This is a genomic window from Thalassoglobus polymorphus (genome assembly GCF_007744255.1).
Lineage (GTDB): Bacteria > Planctomycetota > Planctomycetia > Planctomycetales > Planctomycetaceae > Thalassoglobus > Thalassoglobus polymorphus.
In genome coordinates this window covers 3600007-3622790 of sequence record NZ_CP036267.1, presented here as the reverse complement: position 1 = coordinate 3622790, position 22784 = coordinate 3600007, and the positions used below count along the sequence as shown (strand labels likewise).

12 protein-coding genes are annotated in these 22784 nt (G+C 50.8%); 6 read left to right on the top strand and 6 right to left on the bottom strand.

What is annotated here, in order from left to right; all coding sequences use genetic code 11:
* Nucleotides 1-189: 189 nt before the first annotated feature.
* Entirely contained in the window at nt 190-1140 is a 951-nt protein-coding gene (locus Mal48_RS12985; RefSeq protein ID WP_145200001.1) for a GntR family transcriptional regulator, read from the bottom strand.
* Between the two features lie 230 nt (nt 1141-1370).
* On the opposite strand from Mal48_RS12985, the gene dgoD reads away from it, so the two are divergent.
* From dgoD to Mal48_RS12960, 5 genes are all read left to right on the top strand, one after another.
* Nucleotides 1371-2549 (top strand): galactonate dehydratase, encoded by a 1179-nt coding sequence (dgoD, locus tag Mal48_RS12980; RefSeq protein WP_145199998.1) that lies wholly within the window; start codon nt 1371-1373, stop codon nt 2547-2549.
* 142 nt (nt 2550-2691) lie between these two features.
* Nucleotides 2692-4116 carry an alkaline ceramidase gene (locus Mal48_RS12975; protein WP_231739552.1) on the top strand — a complete coding sequence of 475 codons (1425 nt, stop codon included), beginning with the start codon at nt 2692-2694 and terminating at the stop codon, nt 4114-4116.
* Nucleotides 4100-5038: a dihydrodipicolinate synthase family protein gene (locus tag Mal48_RS12970; RefSeq protein ID WP_145199995.1), complete on the top strand. Its 939-nt coding sequence runs from the start codon at nt 4100-4102 to the stop codon at nt 5036-5038. The genes Mal48_RS12975 and Mal48_RS12970 overlap by 17 nt, the downstream gene beginning before the upstream one ends.
* A gap of 95 nt (nt 5039-5133) precedes the next feature.
* Nucleotides 5134-6423 carry an MFS transporter gene (locus Mal48_RS12965; RefSeq protein ID WP_145199992.1) on the top strand — a complete coding sequence of 430 codons (1290 nt, stop codon included), beginning with the start codon at nt 5134-5136 and terminating at the stop codon, nt 6421-6423.
* A gap of 210 nt (nt 6424-6633) precedes the next feature.
* Nucleotides 6634-8448, top strand: coding sequence for a sulfatase-like hydrolase/transferase (locus Mal48_RS12960; protein WP_145199989.1), 1815 nt, complete (start codon nt 6634-6636; stop codon nt 8446-8448).
* A gap of 169 nt (nt 8449-8617) precedes the next feature.
* On the opposite strand, the gene Mal48_RS12955 is transcribed toward Mal48_RS12960, so the two are convergent.
* From Mal48_RS12955 to Mal48_RS12945, 3 genes are all read right to left on the bottom strand, one after another.
* Nucleotides 8618-8875 (bottom strand): hypothetical protein, encoded by a 258-nt coding sequence (locus tag Mal48_RS12955; RefSeq protein WP_145199986.1) that lies wholly within the window; start codon nt 8873-8875, stop codon nt 8618-8620.
* 26 nt (nt 8876-8901) lie between these two features.
* Nucleotides 8902-9546: an imidazole glycerol phosphate synthase subunit HisH gene (hisH, locus tag Mal48_RS12950; RefSeq protein WP_145199983.1), complete on the bottom strand. Its 645-nt coding sequence runs from the start codon at nt 9544-9546 to the stop codon at nt 8902-8904.
* A gap of 195 nt (nt 9547-9741) precedes the next feature.
* The gene (locus tag Mal48_RS12945; protein WP_197441680.1) at nt 9742-10053 is read right to left on the bottom strand and encodes a hypothetical protein; all 312 of its coding nucleotides are present in this window, start codon (nt 10051-10053) and stop codon (nt 9742-9744) included.
* A gap of 770 nt (nt 10054-10823) precedes the next feature.
* On the opposite strand from Mal48_RS12945, the gene Mal48_RS12940 reads away from it, so the two are divergent.
* Nucleotides 10824-16412 (top strand): PVC-type heme-binding CxxCH protein, encoded by a 5589-nt coding sequence (locus tag Mal48_RS12940; protein WP_197441679.1) that lies wholly within the window; start codon nt 10824-10826, stop codon nt 16410-16412.
* Between the two features lie 389 nt (nt 16413-16801).
* Here Mal48_RS12940 and ruvA read toward each other — a convergent pair whose 3' ends face one another.
* Both ruvA and Mal48_RS12930 read right to left on the bottom strand, forming a co-directional pair.
* Nucleotides 16802-17437, bottom strand: coding sequence for a Holliday junction branch migration protein RuvA (gene ruvA / locus Mal48_RS12935; protein WP_145199980.1), 636 nt, complete (start codon nt 17435-17437; stop codon nt 16802-16804).
* A 107-nt stretch (nt 17438-17544) separates the two neighbouring features.
* Nucleotides 17545-22734, bottom strand: a complete 5190-nt coding sequence (locus Mal48_RS12930) for a PVC-type heme-binding CxxCH protein (protein ID WP_231739550.1) — start codon at nt 22732-22734, stop codon at nt 17545-17547.
* Between the last annotated feature and the right edge of the window lie 50 nt (nt 22735-22784).

Here is a 22784-nt window from a genome sequence, read left to right as displayed (position 1 = left end):
CAGAAAGAGTTTCTGTCATGGAGACGAGTCCCATGCATGTTTGGTATCCGTGCAGTTAACGATTCACGATATTGCATTTTGCACACATTTTTAAGCGGTCTGAACGATCGCACAGTTGGGAAATTTCTCGTGTTGTCACTTTTTATCACTTCAATGAGTGAGAGCTGAAACCAGTTCACCCTTTGCATCTTAAGCTTTTGACTTTTGGTCTCTTGGCTTTCGGCCTGGTGGCCTCTGTTTGACGGCCAGGTTCTTTGCAGCACTGACTGGCCGTGCTGCCGACGCTGTCCGTTCGATCTGGCTCAGGATTGGGTGGTTGTTGAGTATGTGATGTGACAATGCTTTGCATGCTCTCGCCCACTTTTTGTCCAGCAGGGCGGTGATGATCTCTCGGTGTTGACGCATTGTTTCAAGTGCGACGTCATTGTCGTGATCCTCCCATTCAAACAGCAAGCGGTAGTATCGTCCCTGTCGATCGAAGAAGTCCTGGATGTAAGTGTTCCCGGAAAGCGAGATGAAATAATCGTGAAGCGATTCATCAACAGTCAGAGGCTGAGTTGTGGAATTTCCGGGAGTGTTTGCCTGTAGAATTCGCTGAAGTTCTTTTGTCTCAAATTTCGGTCTCGCCAGTTCGAGGGCCTTGAGTTCAAGGACTTCGCGGATCTCGATATATGCCTGTAAATCATCTTGCCGAAATGGCTGTAACCGCCAGCCGCGTCGGGGAATGTGGTTGAGAATTCCTTCGCCAGCGAGTCGATGCAGGATGTTGCGGATCGCAGAACGACTGATGTCGTACTTCTCAGCGGTCGCTTCCTCGCGTAAATAAATCGGTTGGCCTCGAAGGCTGAGCCGCACGAGATCGCTCGCGATTTTCTGATAGGGATCACGCGGCGGTTCGGGCAAGAGTGGCTCTGAATCTCCAGAGTCTTCGGAAGATTGCTGAGGCGTTGCCACTAATCGCTTATTGGGGCCTTTCTTAAGCAGACCTTCGTCGATCAGTTCTGCCACTGCCGCACGGACCGGAGTAAAGCTGACTTGATAGTGCTCGGCCAGTGAACCCAGAGTTAGTTGAACAGGAAGCTGACAGCCAGATTGGAGATGGGCTGCGAGATCATCTTTGATGTACATTGCCATAGACATACTTTGATCGTAGTTGTCATCGGCGACAATATCAAGTACATTGTCGCCAAAATCAAGTTTTTGGATCTGATCTGAAAACTGAGTACTGCCTCTCGGAGTCTCATGGGATCTCTTTTTCGTAGGACTTCCGGCAGTTTCTCAACACGAGGTAAAGCATTCCCGCAAAATATTTGTAGGGAATAACAACGGAAATCACGCACCGACTTCAAAGAACGCTAACGGAATCGCAGATGAAAATTACCGCAATCGAAACTTTGGTCTGTCACGCAAGGATGAGGAATTGGGTCTTCGTCAAAGTTGTGACTGACCAGCCCGGTCTGTTCGGTTGGGGAGAAGCGACACTTGAATGGCACACTCGCGGAGTTGTTGGAACGATTGAAGATCTCTCTTCGCTCTTAATCGGAGAGGACCCAACGTGTGTCGAGCATCTTTGGCAAATGATGTGGCGGCAGCATTTCTGGCACGGCAGTGGAGTGACGCGATCAACTGCGATTGCAGGGATCGATCTCGCTTTGTGGGATATTGTCGGGAAAATTCATGGAGTTCCGTGCCATAAGCTTTGGGGCGGTCCGGTACGAGATACGATTCGTTTGTACTGTCATCTTGGTGGCGGGAACCTCGAAAACTTTTACGAAACACCAGTCGACAATGCGAAGCAATTCGCGGATCTCGCGCAACAGGCCGTTGGAGAAGGGTTTTCCGCATTTAAGTCGATGGCAGTCCCACCGACGATGGCCGTGGAAGGTTTAAAGCCGGTTAAAGCTGCGGATGCGTGCGTTGCTGCAATGCGTGAGGCCGTCGGTGAGGAGGTCGATATTATGGTCGACTGTCACGCGCGACCATCCCCAGCAATGGGGATGCAATTTGCGAAAGCTCTCGATCAATATGGACTCTACTTTTTTGAAGAGCCTTGCTGGCCTGAGAATATCGAATCGCTCGCTGCCATTAACGCCGCGGTCACAACGCCCATCGCAACGGGCGAACGTCTCACGCACCTGGCCGCCTTCCGAGATCTCTTTGCAGCTCGTGGATGTGAAATCTGTCAGCTTGATCTTACACATTGTGGCGGATTCACAGAGGCTCGGCGAATTGCTGCTCTGGCTGATGCACATCGAATTGCACTTGCTCCACACAATCCACAGGGACCGGTCAGCACAGCCGCCTCATTGGAATTCGGGTTCTCTCAGCCAAACTATATCATCTGCGAATCGGTTCATAACGATGTTCCGTGGCGAGATGATATCGTTGAGGAAGGATATACGATTGACAAATCAACCCGAACGGTCACTCGAAACACGCAACCGGGACTTGGGATCACGATTAATGAGGATGAAGTTCGCAAGCATCCTTTCGAGCAGGAAGTCCCTCAGCGTGTCTTCTATCAAGATGGCTCAGTGGGCGATTGGTAAACGCAGTTTGGAGGATGCCGCTTTGCTAGAGCATTTTCAATGCTTCTCTTGTCCGCGAAGTACGTTTTCACAAGCCCATACGCTGATGCCACGAGGCAGAACGCGAACACCCATTCGAAATATGCTCTAGAAAGGCCGATTCGTGAATCCATCACAGGCATCGCAGCCAACAGCTGCTTCAACTCCTGCGCCAGCCCCATTTTCTCATCCTTCTTTTCAAGGACTGATCGGGATCGCTCGGGCGGATATTACTCCACCAGTGGGAGTTTACTCGCGAAATTGGGGGGCAGCAAAACATGATGTCGCTACTTCGATTCATCGACCACTCACGTTGACGGTGCTGACGATCAAGGCGTCAGCCAGCGAAGCACCACTCGTTTTCATCGATGCCGATCTCGGCTGGTGGAAAACTCCACAGACGTATGAGAGTTTTTCGTCGCGACTCCTTGAGGCGTTGTCGTTGAAAAGCTCGCAGCTGATCTTCGCGTTAAGCCATACTCATGCCGGCCCACCGCTCATGGATGCGGACGATTCACTCTCCGGCAGCGACTTGCTGAATGCGTGGATGGAGGACCTGTTCGAAAAGACAGTCAAGGCCGTTCAGGACTCTTTGAATTCACAGGTTGAATCAACGCTCGACTGGCATTCCGGTCGATGTAATCTGGCGACTTACCGAGACCTGCCAGATCCGAGTGTTGAGAACGATCGGGTCTTGTGTGGGTTCAATCCGAGTGGGACTCCCGACGAGACACTCATCGTTGGCCGCATCACTGATCGGTCCGGTCAGCTGAGAGGCACCATCACGAATTATGCCTGTCACCCAACCACACTGGCCTGGGAAAACGAAGCCATTTCCCCCGACTATCTGGGAGCGATGCGGGAGACGATGCAGCAAGTGACCGGTGCGCCAGCTTTGTTTATGCTGGGGGCCTGCGGAGATTTGGCACCTCGAAATCAATACGTGGGTGATGTCGAAGTTGCTGATCACCATGGACGCCAGCTCGCTTACGCTTCGTTGGCTGTCCTTGAAGATATGGAACCATCTGGGCAGCAGCTCGCTTTTACCGGGGCAGTCGAATCGGGAGCCCCACTTGCCGTCTGGAAGAATCAACCGGTCGAAATCTCAAGCATCCTGTCTGCAGATCAATTGACGGTCGAGTTACCGATCAAAGATTGGCCGACCGCTGAGGAACTTGAAAAGGAGCGGCTGGCCTGTCCTGATCGAGCGCTCGAAGAGCGGTTGCGACGAAAACGAGACATCCGACGCGGTATCGGTAACGGCTCAACTTTTCAGCTTCCGATTTCGACATGGCGAATCGGTGACGCTGTTCTCGTCGGTTGCTGCTGCGAGCCGTATTCGGTGCTCCAGCAGGAGCTTCGTCAACGATTTCCCGAAGTGACGATTCTTTGCATGAACTTGATCAATGGATCGGTGGGTTACCTTCCTCCTGCGGAATTGTACGACACCGATGTTTATCCCGTTTGGCAAACCCCTTTTGACCGGGGAAGCCTCGAACTCACCTTAGAGAAGATGACACAGGCGATTCGCGATGCCCTCAATGACTGACGAACCACTTCACGGTGTGCTGCCTGTTTTGCACACTCCTTTTCACGAAGACCACACAATTGATTTCGAAACGTTACAGCGAGAAATTGACTGGGCTTTCGAGACCGGTGCAGACGGTCTTGTCGTCGCGATGGTAAGTGAAATTCTTCGCTTAACCGCAGAGGAACGAAAGGAACTGGCGACTTTCGTCTGCCAGTCGGCAAAAGGACGCGGCTACTCCGTCATCAGTGTTGGAGCTGAAACAACACTTGAAGCAATTCAATATGCACGCCACGCAGAGCAAGCCGGGGCGAGTGCTTTGATGGCGATACCGCCAGTCGCTACGTCGCTTGGAAGCAATGCGACATATGAATATTTTGCGTCCATTGCCAAAAATGTTTCGATCCCTTTAGTTGTTCAGGATGCGTCAGGGTATGTCGGCAGCGCGATCGACCTGGGCGTTTATCGAAAACTACTGGAGGAGTTCGGGGCGGAGCGGATTTTCTTCAAACCTGAGGCGAGCCCCCTCGGGCCGAATTTGTCTTTGCTGCGAGATTCAATCAAAGAGCCTATTCGTGTCTTCGAAGGTTCCGGCGGTCTCAATCTTGTCGACTGTTATCGTCGTGGAATCGTAGGAACGATGCCGGGGACGGACTTGCTTGATGCCATCGTTGCACTTTGGAGTGCTTTGAAAACGGGCGACGATGACCGAATCTATGAACTCTCATTCTCCATTTGTGGGATTGTTGTTTTGCAACTTCAGGCTGGTCTGGATGGTTTCCTGGCGATTGAAAAACACCTGTTGAAGAAACGTGGGATTTTTCTGAACACGCTTCAGCGTCAACCTGTCAGCTGGGAAATTGACTCAGAAACCGTTGAAGAGGTCGACCGTTTATTTGCTCGGTTACAGCATTTGCTCGGTAACAGCGCTGCTTGTAAGTAATACGTATCCAGCAACCACGAGCTCCTGAAATTCGGGCTTCCGAGTAGCAAACAGCTTGAGACCGCATCACTCATTAAAGCAGTCAGAGAATTCGTATGACAGATCGTCCAACCGCAATCCGCTATCGTACGCTTGCCTGGCTGACTGTAGCAGCCGCGTTAGCGTACCTGTGTCGAAACGCGGTGGGCGTCACTGAGAGTACGATACGTACGGAGCTTGGTCTCACGCATGAACAGTCCGGCTGGTTCATGGGGGCGTTCTTCTGGACTTACGCCCTCTTTCAGGTTCCCACCGGCTGGTTTTCGGAAAGAGTCGGAACTCGACTGGCCCTGAGTATTTTCGCTTTGTGTTGGTCACTCGCAACATTCGGAGTCGGGATCGCGTCTGGGTTTTGGTTGCTTATCGTCGCTCAATTATTGATGGGTATTGCTCAAGCAGGAATCTTTCCTGCATCGTGCAATTCAGTCGGATACTGGATGCCGCTCTCAGAACGTTCACTTGCATGTGGGATTTTGGCAGCCGGGATGCAGGTCGGCGCGATCGCAGCCAGTGGGTTCGCTGGCGAACTGACTGAAGGGTCCGGCTGGCGATGGGTGTTTGTCGGATTTGCTTTTCCGGGAGTCCTCTGGACGCTCGGCTTCTACTGGTGGTTTCGTGACCGCCCCAGTCAGCTGAGTACTGTCAACGCCAGCGAACTCGCCTTGATTCAAGCAGGCCGTGTGCAACAGGTTTCGAATGAAGAGCAGAGTACGAGTGAGCTGACCGAGTTGTACAACATCGCTGCGAATCCAGTCTTATGGTTGCTATGCGGGCAACAGATTTGCCGAGCATCTGGATACATGTTTTTTGCCAGTTGGTTCCCCACGTTTCTTCAAGAGACACGTGGTGTTTCTGTCTCAGAATCGGGCTACTTGCAAGGTCTGGTCTTGGCGGGGACATTGGTCGGAAGCATCTTTGGAGGAATGGTGACTGACTGGATTTGGAAACGGACAGGAAGTTTACGACTCAGTCGGAGCGGAGTCGGCGCAGTCGCTTTAGGCTCTTGTTCACTTCTCATTTTGGCTGCCTGGTTCGTTCAGAGTGTCACGCTCGCCGTTATTTTGCTCGCACTCGGTTCACTCTCAGCTGCGATTGCAGGACCATGTGCATTGGCAGCGACCATCGATATTGGTGGCCCTCGCGTTCCTCAGGTCTTCGGAGTGATGAACATGACTGGGAACCTCGCCGCTGCGGCATGCCCGGTTTTGGTTGGAATTCTCTTTCAACGGACCGAAAACTGGAATCTGATCCTCCTGCTCTTCGCAGCCATCTATTTTATTGGCGCAATCTTCTGGGTGTTGACCAATACCGAAAATCGTATCTCCGCGGAGCCAGAAGATTCTTGAACTCGAACTCCTGAGGCAAGCTGCTAAGAGACTGATTGTCGGAACACTTCAATTGAACACGTGAATTGACGGGAGTAAGCTTTACGAGCAGAATGAGACTGCCTTTGAACGGGGCGTCGAATAGTCCCGCGCTCGCGACCAGCGAATGGAATCGGTGTCGTATCCGTGATCAAGGGACTCCCTTTCATTTCTCAACTTGAAAGAGCCAACGTGATTTCATCCTTTCACAACATCGCGCTCTGTTGCGTGTTTGCAACGATTCCGCAGTTAATTTGCTCAGTCGTTCTCTCCGCAGATGAAGTTCAAAGGCCGAACGTTGTGTTGATCATGACCGACGACCAGGGATTTGGTGATCTCAGCTCGCACGGGAATCCGTTCATCAGCACACCAGTTCAAGATGCGCTTGGAAACTCTGGAGCCAGGTTCGATCGATTCTTCGTGAGCCCCGTTTGCGCTCCGACGCGAGCAAGCCTTCTGACTGGAAGATACCATTTGCGAACCGGTGTCAGTGGAGTGACTCGTGGATACGAAAACATTCGTAGTGAAGAAATCACAATCGCTGAGGTGCTGAAAGAAGCGGGGTATGCAACAGCTTGTTTTGGAAAATGGCACAACGGACGACACATGCCGATGCACCCCAATGGTCAGGGGTTTGAAACATTCTTCGGCTTCTGTGGTGGGCACTGGAACACATACTTCAATCCTCCACTTGAAGAAAACGGGATACCGGTTCACGAGGAAGGCTATATCGCGGACATCTTTACTGACAAAGCCATTGAGTTCATGCAGGCCAGCAAAGATCGACCGTGGTTTTGCTACGTTGCCTACAATACTCCCCATTCACCTTGGCGAGTTCCGCAAAAGTATTGGGAAAAGTACAACGGAAAGGGGCTCGATACGAAGGCGCAATGTGCTTACGCAATGGTGGAAAACATCGATGAGAATCTGGGCAGAATTCTCAAATACCTCAAGCAAAGTGGAGCTGAGAAAGAAACGATCGTCATCTTTCTGACCGACAACGGTGCCAACTCTCCACGATTCAATGCGGGGATGAAAGGGTACAAAGGGTCTGTCGATGAGGGTGGAACACGGGTTCCATTTTTCATTCGCTATCCCGGAGTCATCGAGCCGGGAACAGTGGTCAAGCCAATTGCGTTTCACCTTGATGTCCTGCCAACTCTCGCGGAGTTGTGTCACGTTGAGTTGAAGCAAGATCACCAAAAGAAACTTGATGGAGTCTCTTTGGTACCGCTTCTGAAAAAACTCCCGGAAGTCGAAACCTGGCCGCAGAGAACTCTTTTTACCGATGGCTATCGTGTTGATCGCGATGTGAAGCGTTTGCGCGGTGCGGTACGTAATGATCAGTGGCGAGCTGTGTTGATGAATGGAAAGTGGAGGTTGTACGAGATGCAGCAAGATCCGGGGCAGACAAAGAATGTCGCTGCGGAGTTCCCAGAACGATTGCAGGAGATGTCTCAGTCATTCGAAGACTGGTTCGCGTCGATGGATACGGAATCTCTCAAAGAACGTCAAATTCCAGTCGGCCACATGTCACGAGAGCTATTTGAAATCCCAGCCAACGAGGCCGATTTGGTTCCCGGATACGGCGATCTCATCAAGTACACCGGAGACACCACCAGCGGATTCGCCAATTCATGGATTACGGAGTGGGCGAGCGAAGAGGCCTACCCAACATGGCCCGTTGATATTCTTGAGGCGGGAGACTATCAGGTTTCGATTCGCTATGCCTGCGCCCGTGAAAACGTGGGGTGTCAGCTCGAAGTTTCGATCGGCAAGGAGAGTCAGCTTGTCAATGTTCCGGTCGCTCATGACCCACCGCTGCTCTCGAAGCCGGATTATCTTTATTCGAATAACTATCAGGATAAAGAGAGCTGGGCAAACCTCAATGTCGGAGTGTTCAGGCTGCAAAAGGGAGAGGCAGATCTCGTTGTTCGTCTGAAGTCACTCACTGGGACAAACGGCATTGAACTCAAGTCAGTGATCTTAAAGAGAGTCAATCATTGAAGTTCATTGAAGCTTGCTCAATCAGGGCAAACGTCGCTGCTGTTCACTCTAGAGCAGTTTACACTACCGTGTGCCCGTGAAGAACGCATTTCGCCAGCGAAATCGCTGTTCGTCACGAGGCAGACTGCGAGCACTCACTCGAAAGGTGCAATAAGTTCACGAATATGCTCTAAGATCGGGGAGAATCTTTTTTTGATCGCATGACCGAAACTCTTTGGCTCTTTGAATGTCTAAGTCGCAAAGAAATCGCAGTGCCGGCAATCAAGGCGATCATCAGAATAATTGCCCAGTTGTGGAAAGGTTCGACGAGGTAGTGAGTCAAAGATTCACCACTTTCATCCGCTCCATGTCCAGGATGTGCAAAAACTGAAGATTGAAGAAAGAATGCGACCGCTGAAATTGCGATCATGACTCGCTGAAAAAACATCGTGGTGCTCCGTAACGAATCGAATCTTACGATTCTGTAGTCCCTGCAAAATTACGACTGGCGACAAGGTTGGCAAAGTTTTTTAAGAGTTGCAATCCGATTCGCTGACTTTTCTCCGGATGAAACTGAGTTGCATAGACATTGCCGGAAGCAATCGCAGAGACGAACTCCTGGCTTCCATGCGTCGTCGTTGCGGCAATGACACTTGAGTCTTTCGGTTGGACAAAATATCCATGCACGAAATAAACGTAGTCTCCGCTGGCAAGCCCCGAAAAGAGTGGCGTTTGCTGCTGAATCTTAAGCGAGTTCCAACCCATGTGCGGAATTTTAATTGTTGGTTCCGGCTGAAAACGGACCACATCTCCTTCAAGAATCCCTAGGCCTTCGTAGGTCCCATCTTCATAACTGGTCTCGAAGAGAAGTTGCTGTCCGAGGCAGATCCCTAATAAAGGTTTTTCGGATGCAACTGTTTCTCGGATCGCATTGACGAAGTCGTGTCGCTGAAGCTCTCCAATGGCATCGCGGAATGCACCGACACCTGGAAGGATCACACCATCAACATCTTTGAGTTCGTTTGGAGAACTGAGAATTTCTGATTGAACATCCAGCCGCTCGAGAGCTTTTTGAACACTTCGAAGATTTCCCATTCCGTAGTCAATGATGCCAATCATGTAATTTCCAAACCAAAGTTGAAGAGCAGCCTGATGCAACAGCGGGCGTTGATGTCAAAGACGTTGCGAGTCGTGATTCTACCGCGTCTTGAGAAATCCCATGGCTTTATGCAGTCAGGTGAAATAGATAAAAGCCGGACACCCAAAAGATAAAGGGGGACCGGCTTTTCTGGAAAAATTGATTCCGAGAGGAAATTACTCTACTTCGATTTCCAGTTCGTCTAGATCATCAAGATCGTCGCTGTCACCAAGACCAAGAATTCCGGTATTCACAGGACCGTGATCGTAGCAATCACTATCGTGCCAGAGTGGAACACCAGCTGAGTATCGAGCTGCCAGCATTTTGACTTTATCATCTGAGCCAGGTTTGGCTCCAGTTGGTGTCAGTGGGTCATAACCTGTGAGGTCGAATTCGACACCATCTTCAAAGGTTAATACTTCTTCCGCAACCAGCTCTGTTCCGATGGCAATATCGCTATCCGGATCCACTTCAAAGGAAAACTCCATATACTGTTCTCCCCTCTCTTTTCTGAATTTTGAGCCTGCCTAAGTTGGGAGAGAACGCCACCGTCTCAGTCCGCAACTTTTTCGCAGAATTACTATACAGTTCGTCTGTTTTCATGACATTACAAACAGACACCACACTTTAAGCACACCTTTTACCCAATATCCATAAACCACTACCCATGTTTGACACTACCGCGTCTGAACTGCCCCGACCTTCAGCGACCCACTCTTGAGCGGGATGCACGTCTGGAACTTCGAATCATTCGATTAGCAAATTGACGGCGTCGGAACTTAGCAGGGGGATCAAAGTGAACTTGTACATCGAGATCGATTCTCTCGTATTAGGTCGGAATGTCAACAATTTTTTTTTGATTGCAGGCAGATTTTATGATTTCTTCGAAATCTCGATCTCTAACAACGAAGTGCGTCTTCCTCGATGAACAACGACTCCAATTGGGTGACCACATTTTCGATTTGTAAGGCCTCTCTTTCGAAAATTCTTACAACACAATTATCGCGATCAGTGAATTTATTACTTCGTTCGCAACTCTGAGTAAATCCAGCGATTCTTTCAGCTATTTCGAAAAACATCTCTTCTCTCAATGTATTCCCAGATTTCGGAAAACGGGAGGGCGTTCAGATCATCGTCGTCCAATCTGTTGCCATGCCTGATCCGCGATATGGGCAGAGAGGCTTGATGATTCCCTAGAGACATTCCATGATTCAATATCAACCGTGGTTAATTCATATCCTGTATCTGGAAAATGTTGATGTTTCGCTCTGGCCTGATGCTTTGCCTGCTGGCATACCTTGTAAACGGTTCTGCTCTCTTCGCCCAATCGATCAACGAACCGGCAAACTCAGCGGGCGTGCTTCCAAAATCAGCTGACGGTCGCGAGCTGAATCTGAACTTCGAAACGGGTGACCTGACAGACTGGACAGCGACCGGCGATGCCTGGAAAGATCAACCGCACAAAGGAAACATCGATCCCAAACGTCCTTATGGGGCCAATCGAAAAAGCCAACACACTGGTGAGTATTGGCTCGGCGGCTACGAATTCCATCGCGACACTCCCAAGGGTGTCCTCACATCTTCTCCGTTCAAAGTGACAGCAAACTGGTGCAGCTTTCTACTCGGCGGTGGGAACCACGAATCAACACGTGTTGAACTTGTTCGCAATGACAACAAGCAGGTCTTCTTTAAGGTCTCTGGGAGAAATGCTGAAGAGATGTCGCCAGTTGTGGTGAATCTGGCTGCTTATGCAGGCAAGGAAATTTTCATCCGCATCGTTGATCAGCATTCTGGCGGTTGGGGGCACGTCAACTTTGATGACTTCCGGCTGCACGAGAAACGCCCGAAATTCAAACTTCCGGTCATCACGCCCGTTCCACAAATTCAGCTGGGAGAACTCTACCCATTTGAAAATCTTTCCGGGCAAGAAGCCGCTGAGAAGATGATTGTTCCCGATGGCTTCAAGGTTCAACTCGCAGCGGAGGAGCCGGACGTCATGCAACCCATCGCAATGGCAATTGATGACCGCGGACGACTCTGGGTTGCGGAAGCATATGAATATCCGATCCGGGCTAAAGAAGGCAAAGGTCGCGACCGGATCATCATTCTCGAAGATACAACGCTCGACGGAGTCTTCGATTCGCGAAAAGTCTTCATCGAAGGCTTGAACCTCGTCAGCGGCATCGAACTCGGATTCGGCGGTGTTTTTGTGGGGGCCGCACCGTATTTGATGTTCATCCCGGATCGTGATGGGGATGATGTTCCCGATGAAACAGATCCTAAACTCGCAAAAGAGGCCCATTTCGCCTCGGGTGATTCAACCGAGGCGAAATTACGGTTCCCCGGCGATGTCCCGACCGGTGCAACAGTACTTCTTGACGGATTCGGTTATCAAGATACTCACGAAACGCTCAACGCTTTCATTTGGGGACCGGATGGGTGGTTGTATGGGTGTCATGGGGTCTTTACACATTCCAAAGTCGGCAAACCGGGGACACCGGACGACCAGCGAATCGGTCTCAATGCCGGTGTCTGGAGATATCACCCGACGAGGCACATCTTCGAAGTTTACGCTGAAGGAACCAGTAATCCCTGGGGGCTCGACTTCAATGAGTCTGGAGACGCATTTATTACGGCCTGTGTGATTCCGCACCTGTTTCACATTATCCCCGGTGCAAGATATCAGCGGCAAGGAGGGCAACACTTCAACCCGCACACTTACGACGATATCAAAACCATCGCTAAGCATCGGCACTTTGTTGGCAACCAATGGAACAACAACGATCGCGCCCGATCCGATGACCTCGGCGGCGGACATGCTCACGCTGGGGCGATGATTTACCTCGGTGGTCGCGAAGGCAAAGAAGCTCCTGAATGGGAAATCTTGCGGAAGTACGCCGACAAACCGGGCTGGAGCATTCCGAAGAATACAAAGCAACAAGGCTGGCCGGAGGAGTACCACGGCAAACTCTTCATGAACAATATTCATGGGAATCGAATCAATGTCGATGAGCTGATTCCTGAAGGCTCTGGCTACGTCGGCGTTCGCAATCCCGACTTCCTGCTGACCCGCGACAAATGGTCGCAAATGATCTACATGACCTACGGACCCGATGGGCAAATGTACTGCATCGACTGGTACGACCAGAACCAGTGCCACCGCCGCGAAGAAGGAGCCCACGACCGCAGCAACGGCAGAGTCTTTCGCGTGAGCTATGGGAACTCTCAACCGGTGAAAGTGAACTTGAAGGATGTGTCGACGGAAGACCTTGTCTATCTAGCACTCGACAGTGAAAACGAATGGTACGTTCGACATGCAAATCGAATCCTAAAAGAACGAGTTGCAGATGAGTCTTACCTTCCAGAAGATATTCCAGTAGATCGGTTGATACCCAACTCGGAGAGTGCATTCCGAGTTTACAGATTAGCTGATTCACTTTTTGGTGAAGAAGATTACGAAGAAAACCCTGTCGCATACACTGATAACCCGAGATCTGTCGCTCGCCAAAATTTCGAAATAATAGGTGCGAGAGGCGTCCTCTCCGCTCTACGGCTGCTCTCTCCTGAAGCCCTGACAAGTCCGCGCGGAATTCAGTTTCTTTACTCATTGGCAATTGATCCGCAATCAACACAACCTGTGCGGTTACAGATTGCATCATTGCTACAGAAAACAGACGTTGAATATCGGTGGCAGACACTAGAGACCCTGACGTCGTATCCAGAGGACGCAACCGACCACAACCTGCCGCTCATGTACTGGTACGCGATGGAGCCGTTGGCAGATGTCGACCCACAGCGAGCATTGGCACTCGCCATGACTGCTGGCGAAAACATTCCGATTCTGCGTGAGTACATGGTCCGTCGACTCGGCAGCGGGAAACCGGAAGAGGCGATAAAGCTACTTGTTGATGGACTTGCAGAAGCCAAAACCGACGACGTTCGCCTGACGTTCCTGAAAGGGATTCGCAGCTCCCTCGCAGGGCAAAAGACGGTCAAAGCTCCCGCGAAGTGGGCGGAAATCTTCGAGAAACTTTCGAAACCGAAGACGACAGCAGCGAATTTTGATGTCTATCTTTACGCTCTCGGACTCGGTGCGAAATTCGGGGATCAAGAGGCTCAGCAAAAGCTGGAAGAGATCGTCGTTGATGAAGCGGGAGCGTATGAAGAACGCAAAGTCATCTTTAGTTTCCTCGTTGAGAACGAGTCTGAAAATCTGGCAGGAATTATTTCTCAGCTTCTCACCGGAACAACTCTGAGAGCCGAGGCACTCCGGGCCGCAGCTACGATCAACGATTCTGCCATCGCAAAAGCAATCGTTGCGAATTACAAGACACTCAACGCTGGCGAACAAACCGACGCCCGTAACGCGCTCGCCAGTCGGGCGAATTATGCCATCGAACTCCTCACAGCTGCCGAATCGGGGGCAGTCCCTCGGAAAGACCTTTCAGCCGATTTGATCCGTCAACTTAGAAATCTCGATGACCCTGAAGTCACTGAGTTGCTTAACAAAGTTTGGGGAGTTGTCCGTGAGAGCGATGTTGACCGCAAGAAGCTGATTGAGAAATATCTTGGCTTGGTCAATTCCGACTCACACGCAAAGCCTGATGTTCACTTGGGGCGGGCCATCTTTGCGAAGACTTGCCAACAGTGCCACACTCTCTACGGAGTCGGCAGCAAAGTGGGGCCGGATATCACCGGAGCGAATCGCAAGGATCACAACTATCTGCTGACGAACATTCTCGATCCATCCGCTGTCATGGCAAAAGAGTATCAACCCGCGGTCATCGTCACGGACTCGGGCCGCGTCATCACAGGGATCATTAAGGAAGAAACAAGTTCACTGGTCACCATTCAAACGACCAACGAACTCGTGCAGGTTCCGGTCAACGAAATTGAAGCTCGGAAGCAAAGTGAGCAATCAATGATGCCGGACGACCTGCTGAAACCATTCAGCGATCATGAAGCCCGGTCGCTGATCGCCTATCTCTCCGGGACACGCCAAGTGCCGATGGCAGCTCGCGAAGAAAATTTGAATCGATTTTACAATGCCAAAAATCTGGATGACTGGCGAGCAACTCGGGAAGAAGACCAAAAACTTTGGAATGTCGAGAACGGCGAGATCGTTGGTCGCTCCAAAGGACTCAAGCACAACGCCTTTCTCGTTAGTGAAATGCTCTTCGATAACTTTGAGTTTTCCTGCGAAGTGAAACTTGAACCCAACAACGGAAATAGTGGGATTCAATTCCGGTCTGTCCCGCTTCCCGATGGAGAGATGCGCGGGTACCAGGCAGATATCGGTCAAGGTTGGTGGGGCAAACTCTACGAAGAATCTGCTCGAGGATTACTCGTTAAAAACGACAACTCGAAGCTTGTGAAGAAAGGTGACTGGAACTCGTACCGGATTCGGGCGGTCGGACACCGAGTGCAAATTTTCTTCAACGGCAAACAGGTTGTGGACCTCGTTGACGATGCGGGGCAACTCTCCGGACAAATTGCAGTCCAACTGCACTCCGGCGATCCGATGGAAGTTCGCTTCCGTAATTTAGAGATCAAACTCCTCGATCCGCTTCCACCATTTCCCGCCGCTGGTTCACCTGCGAGTGGTTGGCCGAGTTCCGTTCCATTGGAGGAAGGTCAAAAAATCAGTTGGAAGAAAATTCAACTCGATGACGTTTTCCGAAGCGAAGGTTGCGCGATTGCAGATTTCAATAAAGATGGACACATGGATGTCGCAGCCGGGTCGGTTTGGTTCCCGCTACAATCTCCATTCAAAAATCGTAGCAGCCAGGTCGGTATCAGCACTGATGCTGTAGAGCAAAAACTCTCTTTGAAAACTGGAAGTGGCCAGTTTGTTCATCCGCAACCGTATTCGATTACTGTCCCTAAGCAGGAATTTGACCCCAAGGGCTACAGTAATACATTCTGCAACTTTGCGATGGATGTGAACGGCGACGGTTGGCTGGACCTTGTTGTTGTCGATTTTCCGGGAAAGCCGACGTGGTGGTTCGAAAATCCTGGACAAACCAAAGAGGAGACAGCCTGGAAGCGACATCAGTTGACACCAGTGACCAATAATGAGAGTCCGCAGCTATTAGATATCAATGGAGACGGCGTGCGTGAGTTGCTGTGTGGTTTCGATCAAAAGATTATGGGCTTTGCGACTCCGAAGGACTTGCCGACAGCCGAGTGGAAGATCAACGCGATCTCCGGTCCTGGTGCTCCCGGAACAGATCGCTTCTCACACGGAGTCGGAGCTGGCGATATCAACGGTGACGGACGGAATGACATCTTAACCACCTCCGGCTGGTGGGAAGCTCCTGCAGATGACTCAGATGATCAGCCTTGGGAATGGCATCCCGCTCCATTCGGAGAAGCATGTGCGCAAATGTATGTCTACGACTTCGATGGGGACGGAGACAACGATGTTTTGACATCGTCCGCTCACCGTTACGGAATTTGGTGGCATGAGCAAAAGAGAGTAGAGACTGCAGGTGAAGGGAAGCCGAAAGGTGTTGAGTGGGAGACCCATCTTATCTCAGAAGACTTTTCGCAGACGCATGCGTTGATGCTGGCGGATATCAATGGGGATGGTCTGCCCGATTTCGTGACCGGGAAACGACACTGGGCTCATGGTGGGAAAGACCCGGGCGGAAATGAACCTGCTGTTGTCTTCTGGTATGAGCTCAAACGAGAGAATGGCAAACCGGTTTGGACGAGACACCAGATCGACGACAACTCCGGCATCGGAACTCAATTCGACGTTGCCGATATCAATGGCGACGGACTACTCGATATCGCAACGTCGAATAAAAAAGGAACGTTCGTGTTCATCCAACAACGCGAGTAAAGGTTCGGGGCCGCCTGCTACGACAGGATCAATTCTCTCTTTGAAAAATGTGCGCGTTCCTGCCTCGTGGAAGTGTACAATTTTCCGCATGAAAAGCAGCCTCCATCAGGATCTGAAAGACCAAGCTGCTTCAAAGAGAGACGCTGTGATGGGAGAGACGCTGTGATGGGAGAGACGCTGTGATGGGAGAGACGCTGTGATGGGAGAGGATGTCAGTCAACTAAAGCAAATCTAAAATCCGTCTTAGCACTACTGTCTCGTGGCATCAGCGTCTGGACGTGTCAAAACGTACTTCGCGGACAAGAAAAACATTGGAAATGTTCTTGCTGGCGATTTTGAAGTTGTCGAAGTTCCCCATGGTTTGTGAGGAACTTCGACATGTTGCATCTTTAAGCGTCTTCAGGTCGCTGCTGTGTATAGATGAACTGAAGCACATCTTCGACTGATTTGAATTTGGTTTTCCTGGATGAAGACGCCTTTTCGATTTTTTCTCGGGCGTCGCTTTGTGAGTGTCCAAGTGCCAGAAGAGCTTCGAAAGTTTCGTTGAGCAAGTCTCGGTCGCCCCGTTTTTCTCCCGGACCTTCCTGATCGACAAGCAGTGCGAATTTGGCCATCTTGCGACGCAACTTCGCGATGATTCTCTCTGCGACTGCCGGTCCAATGCCGGGGAGTGTGCTCAGCTGTTTGGAATCCTGTTCTTCGATTGCGATGGCGACTTCTTGAACCGGTCGGACCATTGCCTGCAGTGCCTTCTTCACACCGACTCCATCGACCTGACAGATCAGTTCGAAGAATTCTCGCTCTGCCTGATGGAGAAAGCCGACGAGTCGAGGAGTGAGACGACCTTTTTGCGGGTTCCCGTCGATGTAATGAATTGTCATCAACGTGACGTCTTCGTCCATCTTGCTTTGTAGCTGCCTGCGGACAAATTCCGGAATCAGAACTTCGTATTCGAAAGCTCCGACTTCAATTGTGGCTCCCTGATCGCGTAGGTCACATAATTTCCCTGAGATTTTCCGAATCATGGAGGCGTTATCTTCCTTGAATAATTAGAGAAGCGATTCACCCCGCACAGCATGTGTGGGGTGAAAGAGTTTTTGAAACGTTAAGAACGACTGCGGGAATTGAAGCCCTACTGTTTCTCCTTCAACGACTGAAGGTACTCAACTGTATCAACCAGTTCCTGAACGGTGATCAGTTTTTGTAAATCAGCAGGCATGAGGGAAATGTCTTGCTTCTTCTTCGCCTCCACTGCAGATGTTTTGATGGTCCGGACGATTCCTTTTTCATCTTTGATTTTGATTTCCTCGTCAGTCTCACTCACCAGCAGACCACTGAAGCTCAGTCCCTCGTCGGTGACGACCAACCAGTTTTCGTAGTTGTGGCTGATTCCGGCTGAAGGGTACAGGATCGATTCAAATAATGCAGGGCGGCTCAGCTTCTTTCCGATTTCTGAAAGGTCCGGGCCAACTTCCTGGCCGATTCCATTCACCTTGTGACATTTGTTACATGTTCCGGTGGTGTTGAAAATCACTCGTCCGTTTGACGAGTTTCCTTTCATTTCAATGAGCTGCGAAATCGCAGGAATCGGCTTGTTTTCTTTTCCCGGAGGTGGTGGGAAGAGTTTCGAGGCAGGCTCATTGATGATTTTCCATCGTGAGCCGTTGAGGGTGACTGCGACGGCATCCTTGATTTGAGGGGAGTACTCATTCTCCTGAGCCATTTTCAGAAGTGCCTTGGCTCCTGGGAGGGAAGCTCCGAGTGCTTTCACCGCGCCACGGCGTGCCCAAATCGGTCGTGATCCATCCTTAACGACTTCTAACAATGGGCCATTGCTGTGCCCACTCGCAGCTGTCGAAAGAGCTGCAAGTGTCTTCTCGACCACTTCACGATTGTCGCTCGCCAGAGATTCTCTGATCAGTTTATGTTGCTTCTTATTGTACAGCGTAGTGACTGCTTCGACGGCGATTTGCGAATTCGGATTCGCCAGCGCTATTTTCAGCAGAGCCGGGTAACGGTCTGTCACGTTGAATTTGTCGACGAGTTGGATGAATTGCGTCGTTCCTTCGTTGGCGTCCAAAGTGGTCTTCAAGGCTGCCATGTATTTCGGTTTTGATTCGAGATCAAAACCCTTCAGGCGGTTGAGTGCTTCTGCATGGATAAAGGCGATATCTTTTGCGTCGACACCGGAAATTTCTTTGAAGGCAAGGTCTAAAACGACATCTTGTTTGGCAACACTGTTTTGGAAGTCGAGTGACCGGAAGAGACGCGGCAAATCGCCCGTTGGTGTGTTGGGATTGGTGATAAGATCAGCGAGAAGTTCAGGAGTCCGGCTTGCACGGGATCTCCAGACAATCTCGCGGCCCGCTGGCGAGGTCGGATCGCCTCCGTTGTCGAGCCACTTGGAAAGACATTCGTCCCATTGTCCATTTGCCGCAATACCCAAGGCCTCAAGATACCATCGGTCCTTGCCGTCATATTTCGAAGCGAGTTTAGCCCAGAGTTCCGGTTCATCAGGTAACTCAGCAGCCCGCATTGAAATCAAGACTTCACGGGCCAAGGCAAGATTCAGTTCGTCAATCGTGACTTTTCCGGTGTATTGATCGACCGGAATTTCACTCAGAAGTTGACGGGCCAAACGGGCCGCTGTGATTTGTTGATCCAGATTTTCGTTGTCATTCATCGCAGCCAGAATGAAAGCCAAACGCTCATCAGTATTAATGTTCAGCTTTCCGATGGCCCATAAGGCGCGTGCTCTCAGGTAAGGCTTGTCTGACTCCAACATGACCTTCAATGCTGGCAAGGCATCTTGTCCCATTTCCATGAGGGCAGTCCAGCCGAGATAACGTCGAGACATGTTGGGTGAACTGAGCGCTATTACAGCACCTTCAGGCGTTGAAACGTCGATCTTCGAAGACGAATATTTGTTCGCGAGATCTTTTCCTTTGGGGACCACCCGAAAAATTCGGCCACGTTTTGCATCCTGCATTCGGTGTCCGCCAACTCCGGGGTCGTACCAGTCTGCGACGAGGATGGAACCATCTGGAGCGACACAAACATCCGAAGGTCGGAACCATTTATTGGAAGCTCCGTCGAGGATATCGACTGCTTCTGCGGTGTATCCGGCACCGTCTCGCTTGGTGATGTATGCTCGGCAAATGTTTGGTCCTGCGTCACAGTGGATCGGCTGACCGTGGAAAATTTCCGGCAGCAATTCTCCTTCGTACAAACAGATTCCCGTCGGTGCACCTTGTCCGGTTTGCAACAGATTCGGCACAACACCCGGGTCGTTCAAGTGCCAGTGGCGAAGAGGAATTTCCTCTTCCCAGCCAGTACGCGGTTCCTTCCAGCCTGCTCCTGTGAATTCGTCCTTATATCCGTAATTGCCATATTCCATGACATAGTTGATGCGGACTCCACGATTGCCGTCGTCATCGTTGTCAGATTGCCACATTGTCCCGAATGAATCGACACAGACTTCCCAGTTGTTTCGGAAGTTCCAACCGAGCGTTTCAAACTCGCTGCCATCGAGATTGCAGCGGAAGACCATCCCCTCTTGATACGGTTTGCGAGAATCGTTGACTTCATTCCCGGCGAGGTCAATGATCGGTTTGCCCTCTTTGTCTTTGATCTGCTTTCCAGCGTTTCCAAAGTTGAAATAGAGCTTGCCGTCTGGGCCGAAATGAAAGGCATGAATTCCGTGATCATGTTGCGCGCCTGAAATTCCAGTGAAAAGAATTTCCTTGCGATCCGATTTTAAATCTCCATCGTCATCAATCAGAAAGAAGACTGAGTCCAACGCAGAAACAAGTGCGCGAAGCCCTTTGCCGTTGGTCGTTGGGAGGATCAGAATTCCGTGAGCAGAGTCGACATCGTGGCCTTGATAGAAGACTGTCGATTTATCTGCTTTCGCGTCGCCGTTTGTGTCTTCGAGAACCAGGATGCGATCTCCTTCAGGACGATCTCCAATGATGTCTTTATTGCGAAAAGCACGATAATTAATCGCCTCGCAAACCCAGACTCGTCCGAGGTGATCGATGTCGATCGAGGCCGGGTTTGACATCATCGGCTCGGAAGCGAAGAGTGTTGCTTCCAGCTGATCGTGAACTTTTAATTGTTCGACAGCATCACCAGATTCGTGACTTGCGGCGGCGACAGAAGTTCCACCTCCAGAGACCTGCGCGAGAAAACTCTTGCTCGGTCGTTCGGTAAAGACGTGAAACTGGACGCTCGAACTTGCTCCGCCTGCCTGGTCGGTTCCGCCGTTATCAAGACCGACGCGGGATTTGAATTTTGTGAACTTGTGTCCTTCAGGCAGGTTGTATTCAATAATCGAATTCGCATGAACGCCAATGCCGGTCGAGACTGCTTTTCCATTGATCTTGAGAGCCCCACCTCCAGCGTTTTTACCGACCTGAACCTTTCCCCAGTCGCTGACTGCTGACGCCCATTTGAGAGTTGTGAGGTCCATCGCAACTTCATCATCAGCTGCAACTTCAACGTTTTTGTCGCTCTCAGCACGAGCCTGTTTGGACTTGTTCGGATGAGTCAACCGAGGTTCTGCCCAGTCCGCCCAATCGCAACTGAAACCGTTTCCGCCATCAGTGACGACGAGGAAAAGTTTCTTGGCACCTGTGATATCCGCTTCGATTGTTTCGGCATGCCCCGGAGTTTTCGAAGTCAGAATCTTCGATGAGGCCACTGGCTTGGTCCCTGTGCCAGATAATTTATCTGCGGGAGCACTTTTGGATTTGTTGCTGTTTGTCGTTTTGCTGTTTGCCGACTTTTTCTTCGCTCCGGGTTTCGGAAAGTCTTGGTTGGCTTCCAATTCTTCTTGTGTTGGTGTTGGCGAGTTGACTCCCTCTTCTGGAACGTCTGCGTTGGCTGTCCAGAGGATGGCGTTTAAGACAACTTTCCGGAAACTGTCGTTCGCCCAGTTTTTATGGAAGTGCCCCCCAGTGAAACCGAAGCCGCGACCTTTTCCATCTGGGCGGTCATACGCCCAAGCGACATGTTGAGGCTCTTTGCGTTCCATCACAGCAGCCCGGACATGTGGATTTCCGGAGTGGTGTCCATCTGGACGATTCAAACTTTCGCGCGGTGGTAAGTCGCTCAGGATGGGAGTGACCCCTTTCATGTCCGAAACGAATCGCATGTGGTAATACCACTCATCTCTGATTTCAAATGGCTCGACACCATTGGTGATCGGGTGGTCCGGAAGCTTGTCAAACTTCGCAACCCAGTGGGGATTGACAGACCAGTCAACTTCGAAGAACCCACCAATCCATTTCAGGAAACTGTTTCCGGGATCGCCGGTGACGGTTTCGACTGCGTAGTGAAGACAAACCAGTCCGACACCGCGCTCATCGACCAGATGTTGAAACTGTTCCAGGTTGTTGTTGAGATAATGCCGGCCGCCGCCATCACAGTACGAGACAACAGTATCGGCATTGTCGAAGGCTGTCGGATCTTTCGGCCAGCCGTTGGTGTAGACTGTTGAAATGATTTTTTGCCCAGATTCAGTCAGCTTTTTCGCGAGTAATTTACAACCGGCGTTGTGTTCGTGTGAGAAGTATCCGTGGCTGGGAGTTCCCGCGACGAAGACAACTTTCTTCCAACCATCTTTCAAGGGGAATCGCTTTAAGCGAATGTTCTTGAATTCGATTTTCATCGGCGGGCCGGTATGCAGTTGCAATGCCAGAATCCCGGAGCGATCCAGTCCATTTGGATCATTGTCAAGAACTTCAGCTGTGACATCGCCATTGATTTTCAATGTGATGTGATTGCCACGTGCGGTGATCGAGTATTCGTTCCAGCCATCGAGGTCAATTTTTTTGAAGAGTTCAGCCGGATCCGCAACTTGCTCTGGTTGCGGTTTTCCATCCTCGCCAATGACCGATTTGTTTCCTCGTTTTGCGAGAGGTCCTCGGCCTGTTGCTTCATCGTACAGTGAGCCGATCCAGGCTCCAGCGATGTCGATGTCGGCCTGATAGCCGATGACGTGACCATCTTCACGTTGAGATCCACGGAACTGAATGCCACTGTTGGCTTTGTCTGACCCGGAAATTCGAAACTGCAACCGGAGTTCGAAGTCATCGACTTCGCCCTGATCCCAAACAAGAAATGTGTTGTGATCTAGCGGGGTTTCTGGTGTCGTTTCACCGACGATCGCTCCATCCTTGACGACCCATCGACCTTCTTCACCTTTCCAGCCAGCGAGAGATTCTCCATCAAAGATTGGACGGAATCCCTCTTCCTGAGCATGAGTGGTCCCCCATAGGAGACCGGTCATCACCAGCGACAAAAAAAGTGTCCGAATCATCGACAACCTCTTCATTTCAAGTTGCGTCTCAGCAACCTAAGAAAATTGAT

Bases quoted from the DNA above. Each gene is read 5' to 3' on its own strand.
- Mal48_RS12940 (WP_197441679.1), top strand. From the start codon at position 10,824: ATGTTTCGCTCTGGCCTGATGCTTTGCCTGCTGGCATACCTTGTAAAC.
- Mal48_RS12955 (WP_145199986.1), bottom strand. From the start codon at position 8,875: ATGTTTTTTCAGCGAGTCATGATCGCAATTTCAGCGGTCGCATTCTTT.
- Mal48_RS12965 (WP_145199992.1), top strand. From the start codon at position 5,134: ATGACAGATCGTCCAACCGCAATCCGCTATCGTACGCTTGCCTGGCTG.
- Mal48_RS12945 (WP_197441680.1), bottom strand. From the start codon at position 10,053: ATGGAGTTTTCCTTTGAAGTGGATCCGGATAGCGATATTGCCATCGGA.
- Mal48_RS12930 (WP_231739550.1), bottom strand. From the start codon at position 22,734: ATGATTCGGACACTTTTTTTGTCGCTGGTGATGACCGGTCTCCTATGG.
- Mal48_RS12970 (WP_145199995.1), top strand. From the start codon at position 4,100: ATGCCCTCAATGACTGACGAACCACTTCACGGTGTGCTGCCTGTTTTG.
- Mal48_RS12985 (WP_145200001.1), bottom strand. From the start codon at position 1,140: ATGTCTATGGCAATGTACATCAAAGATGATCTCGCAGCCCATCTCCAA.
- ruvA (WP_145199980.1), bottom strand. From the start codon at position 17,437: ATGATTCGGAAAATCTCAGGGAAATTATGTGACCTACGCGATCAGGGA.
- dgoD (WP_145199998.1), top strand. From the start codon at position 1,371: ATGAAAATTACCGCAATCGAAACTTTGGTCTGTCACGCAAGGATGAGG.
- hisH (WP_145199983.1), bottom strand. From the start codon at position 9,546: ATGATTGGCATCATTGACTACGGAATGGGAAATCTTCGAAGTGTTCAA.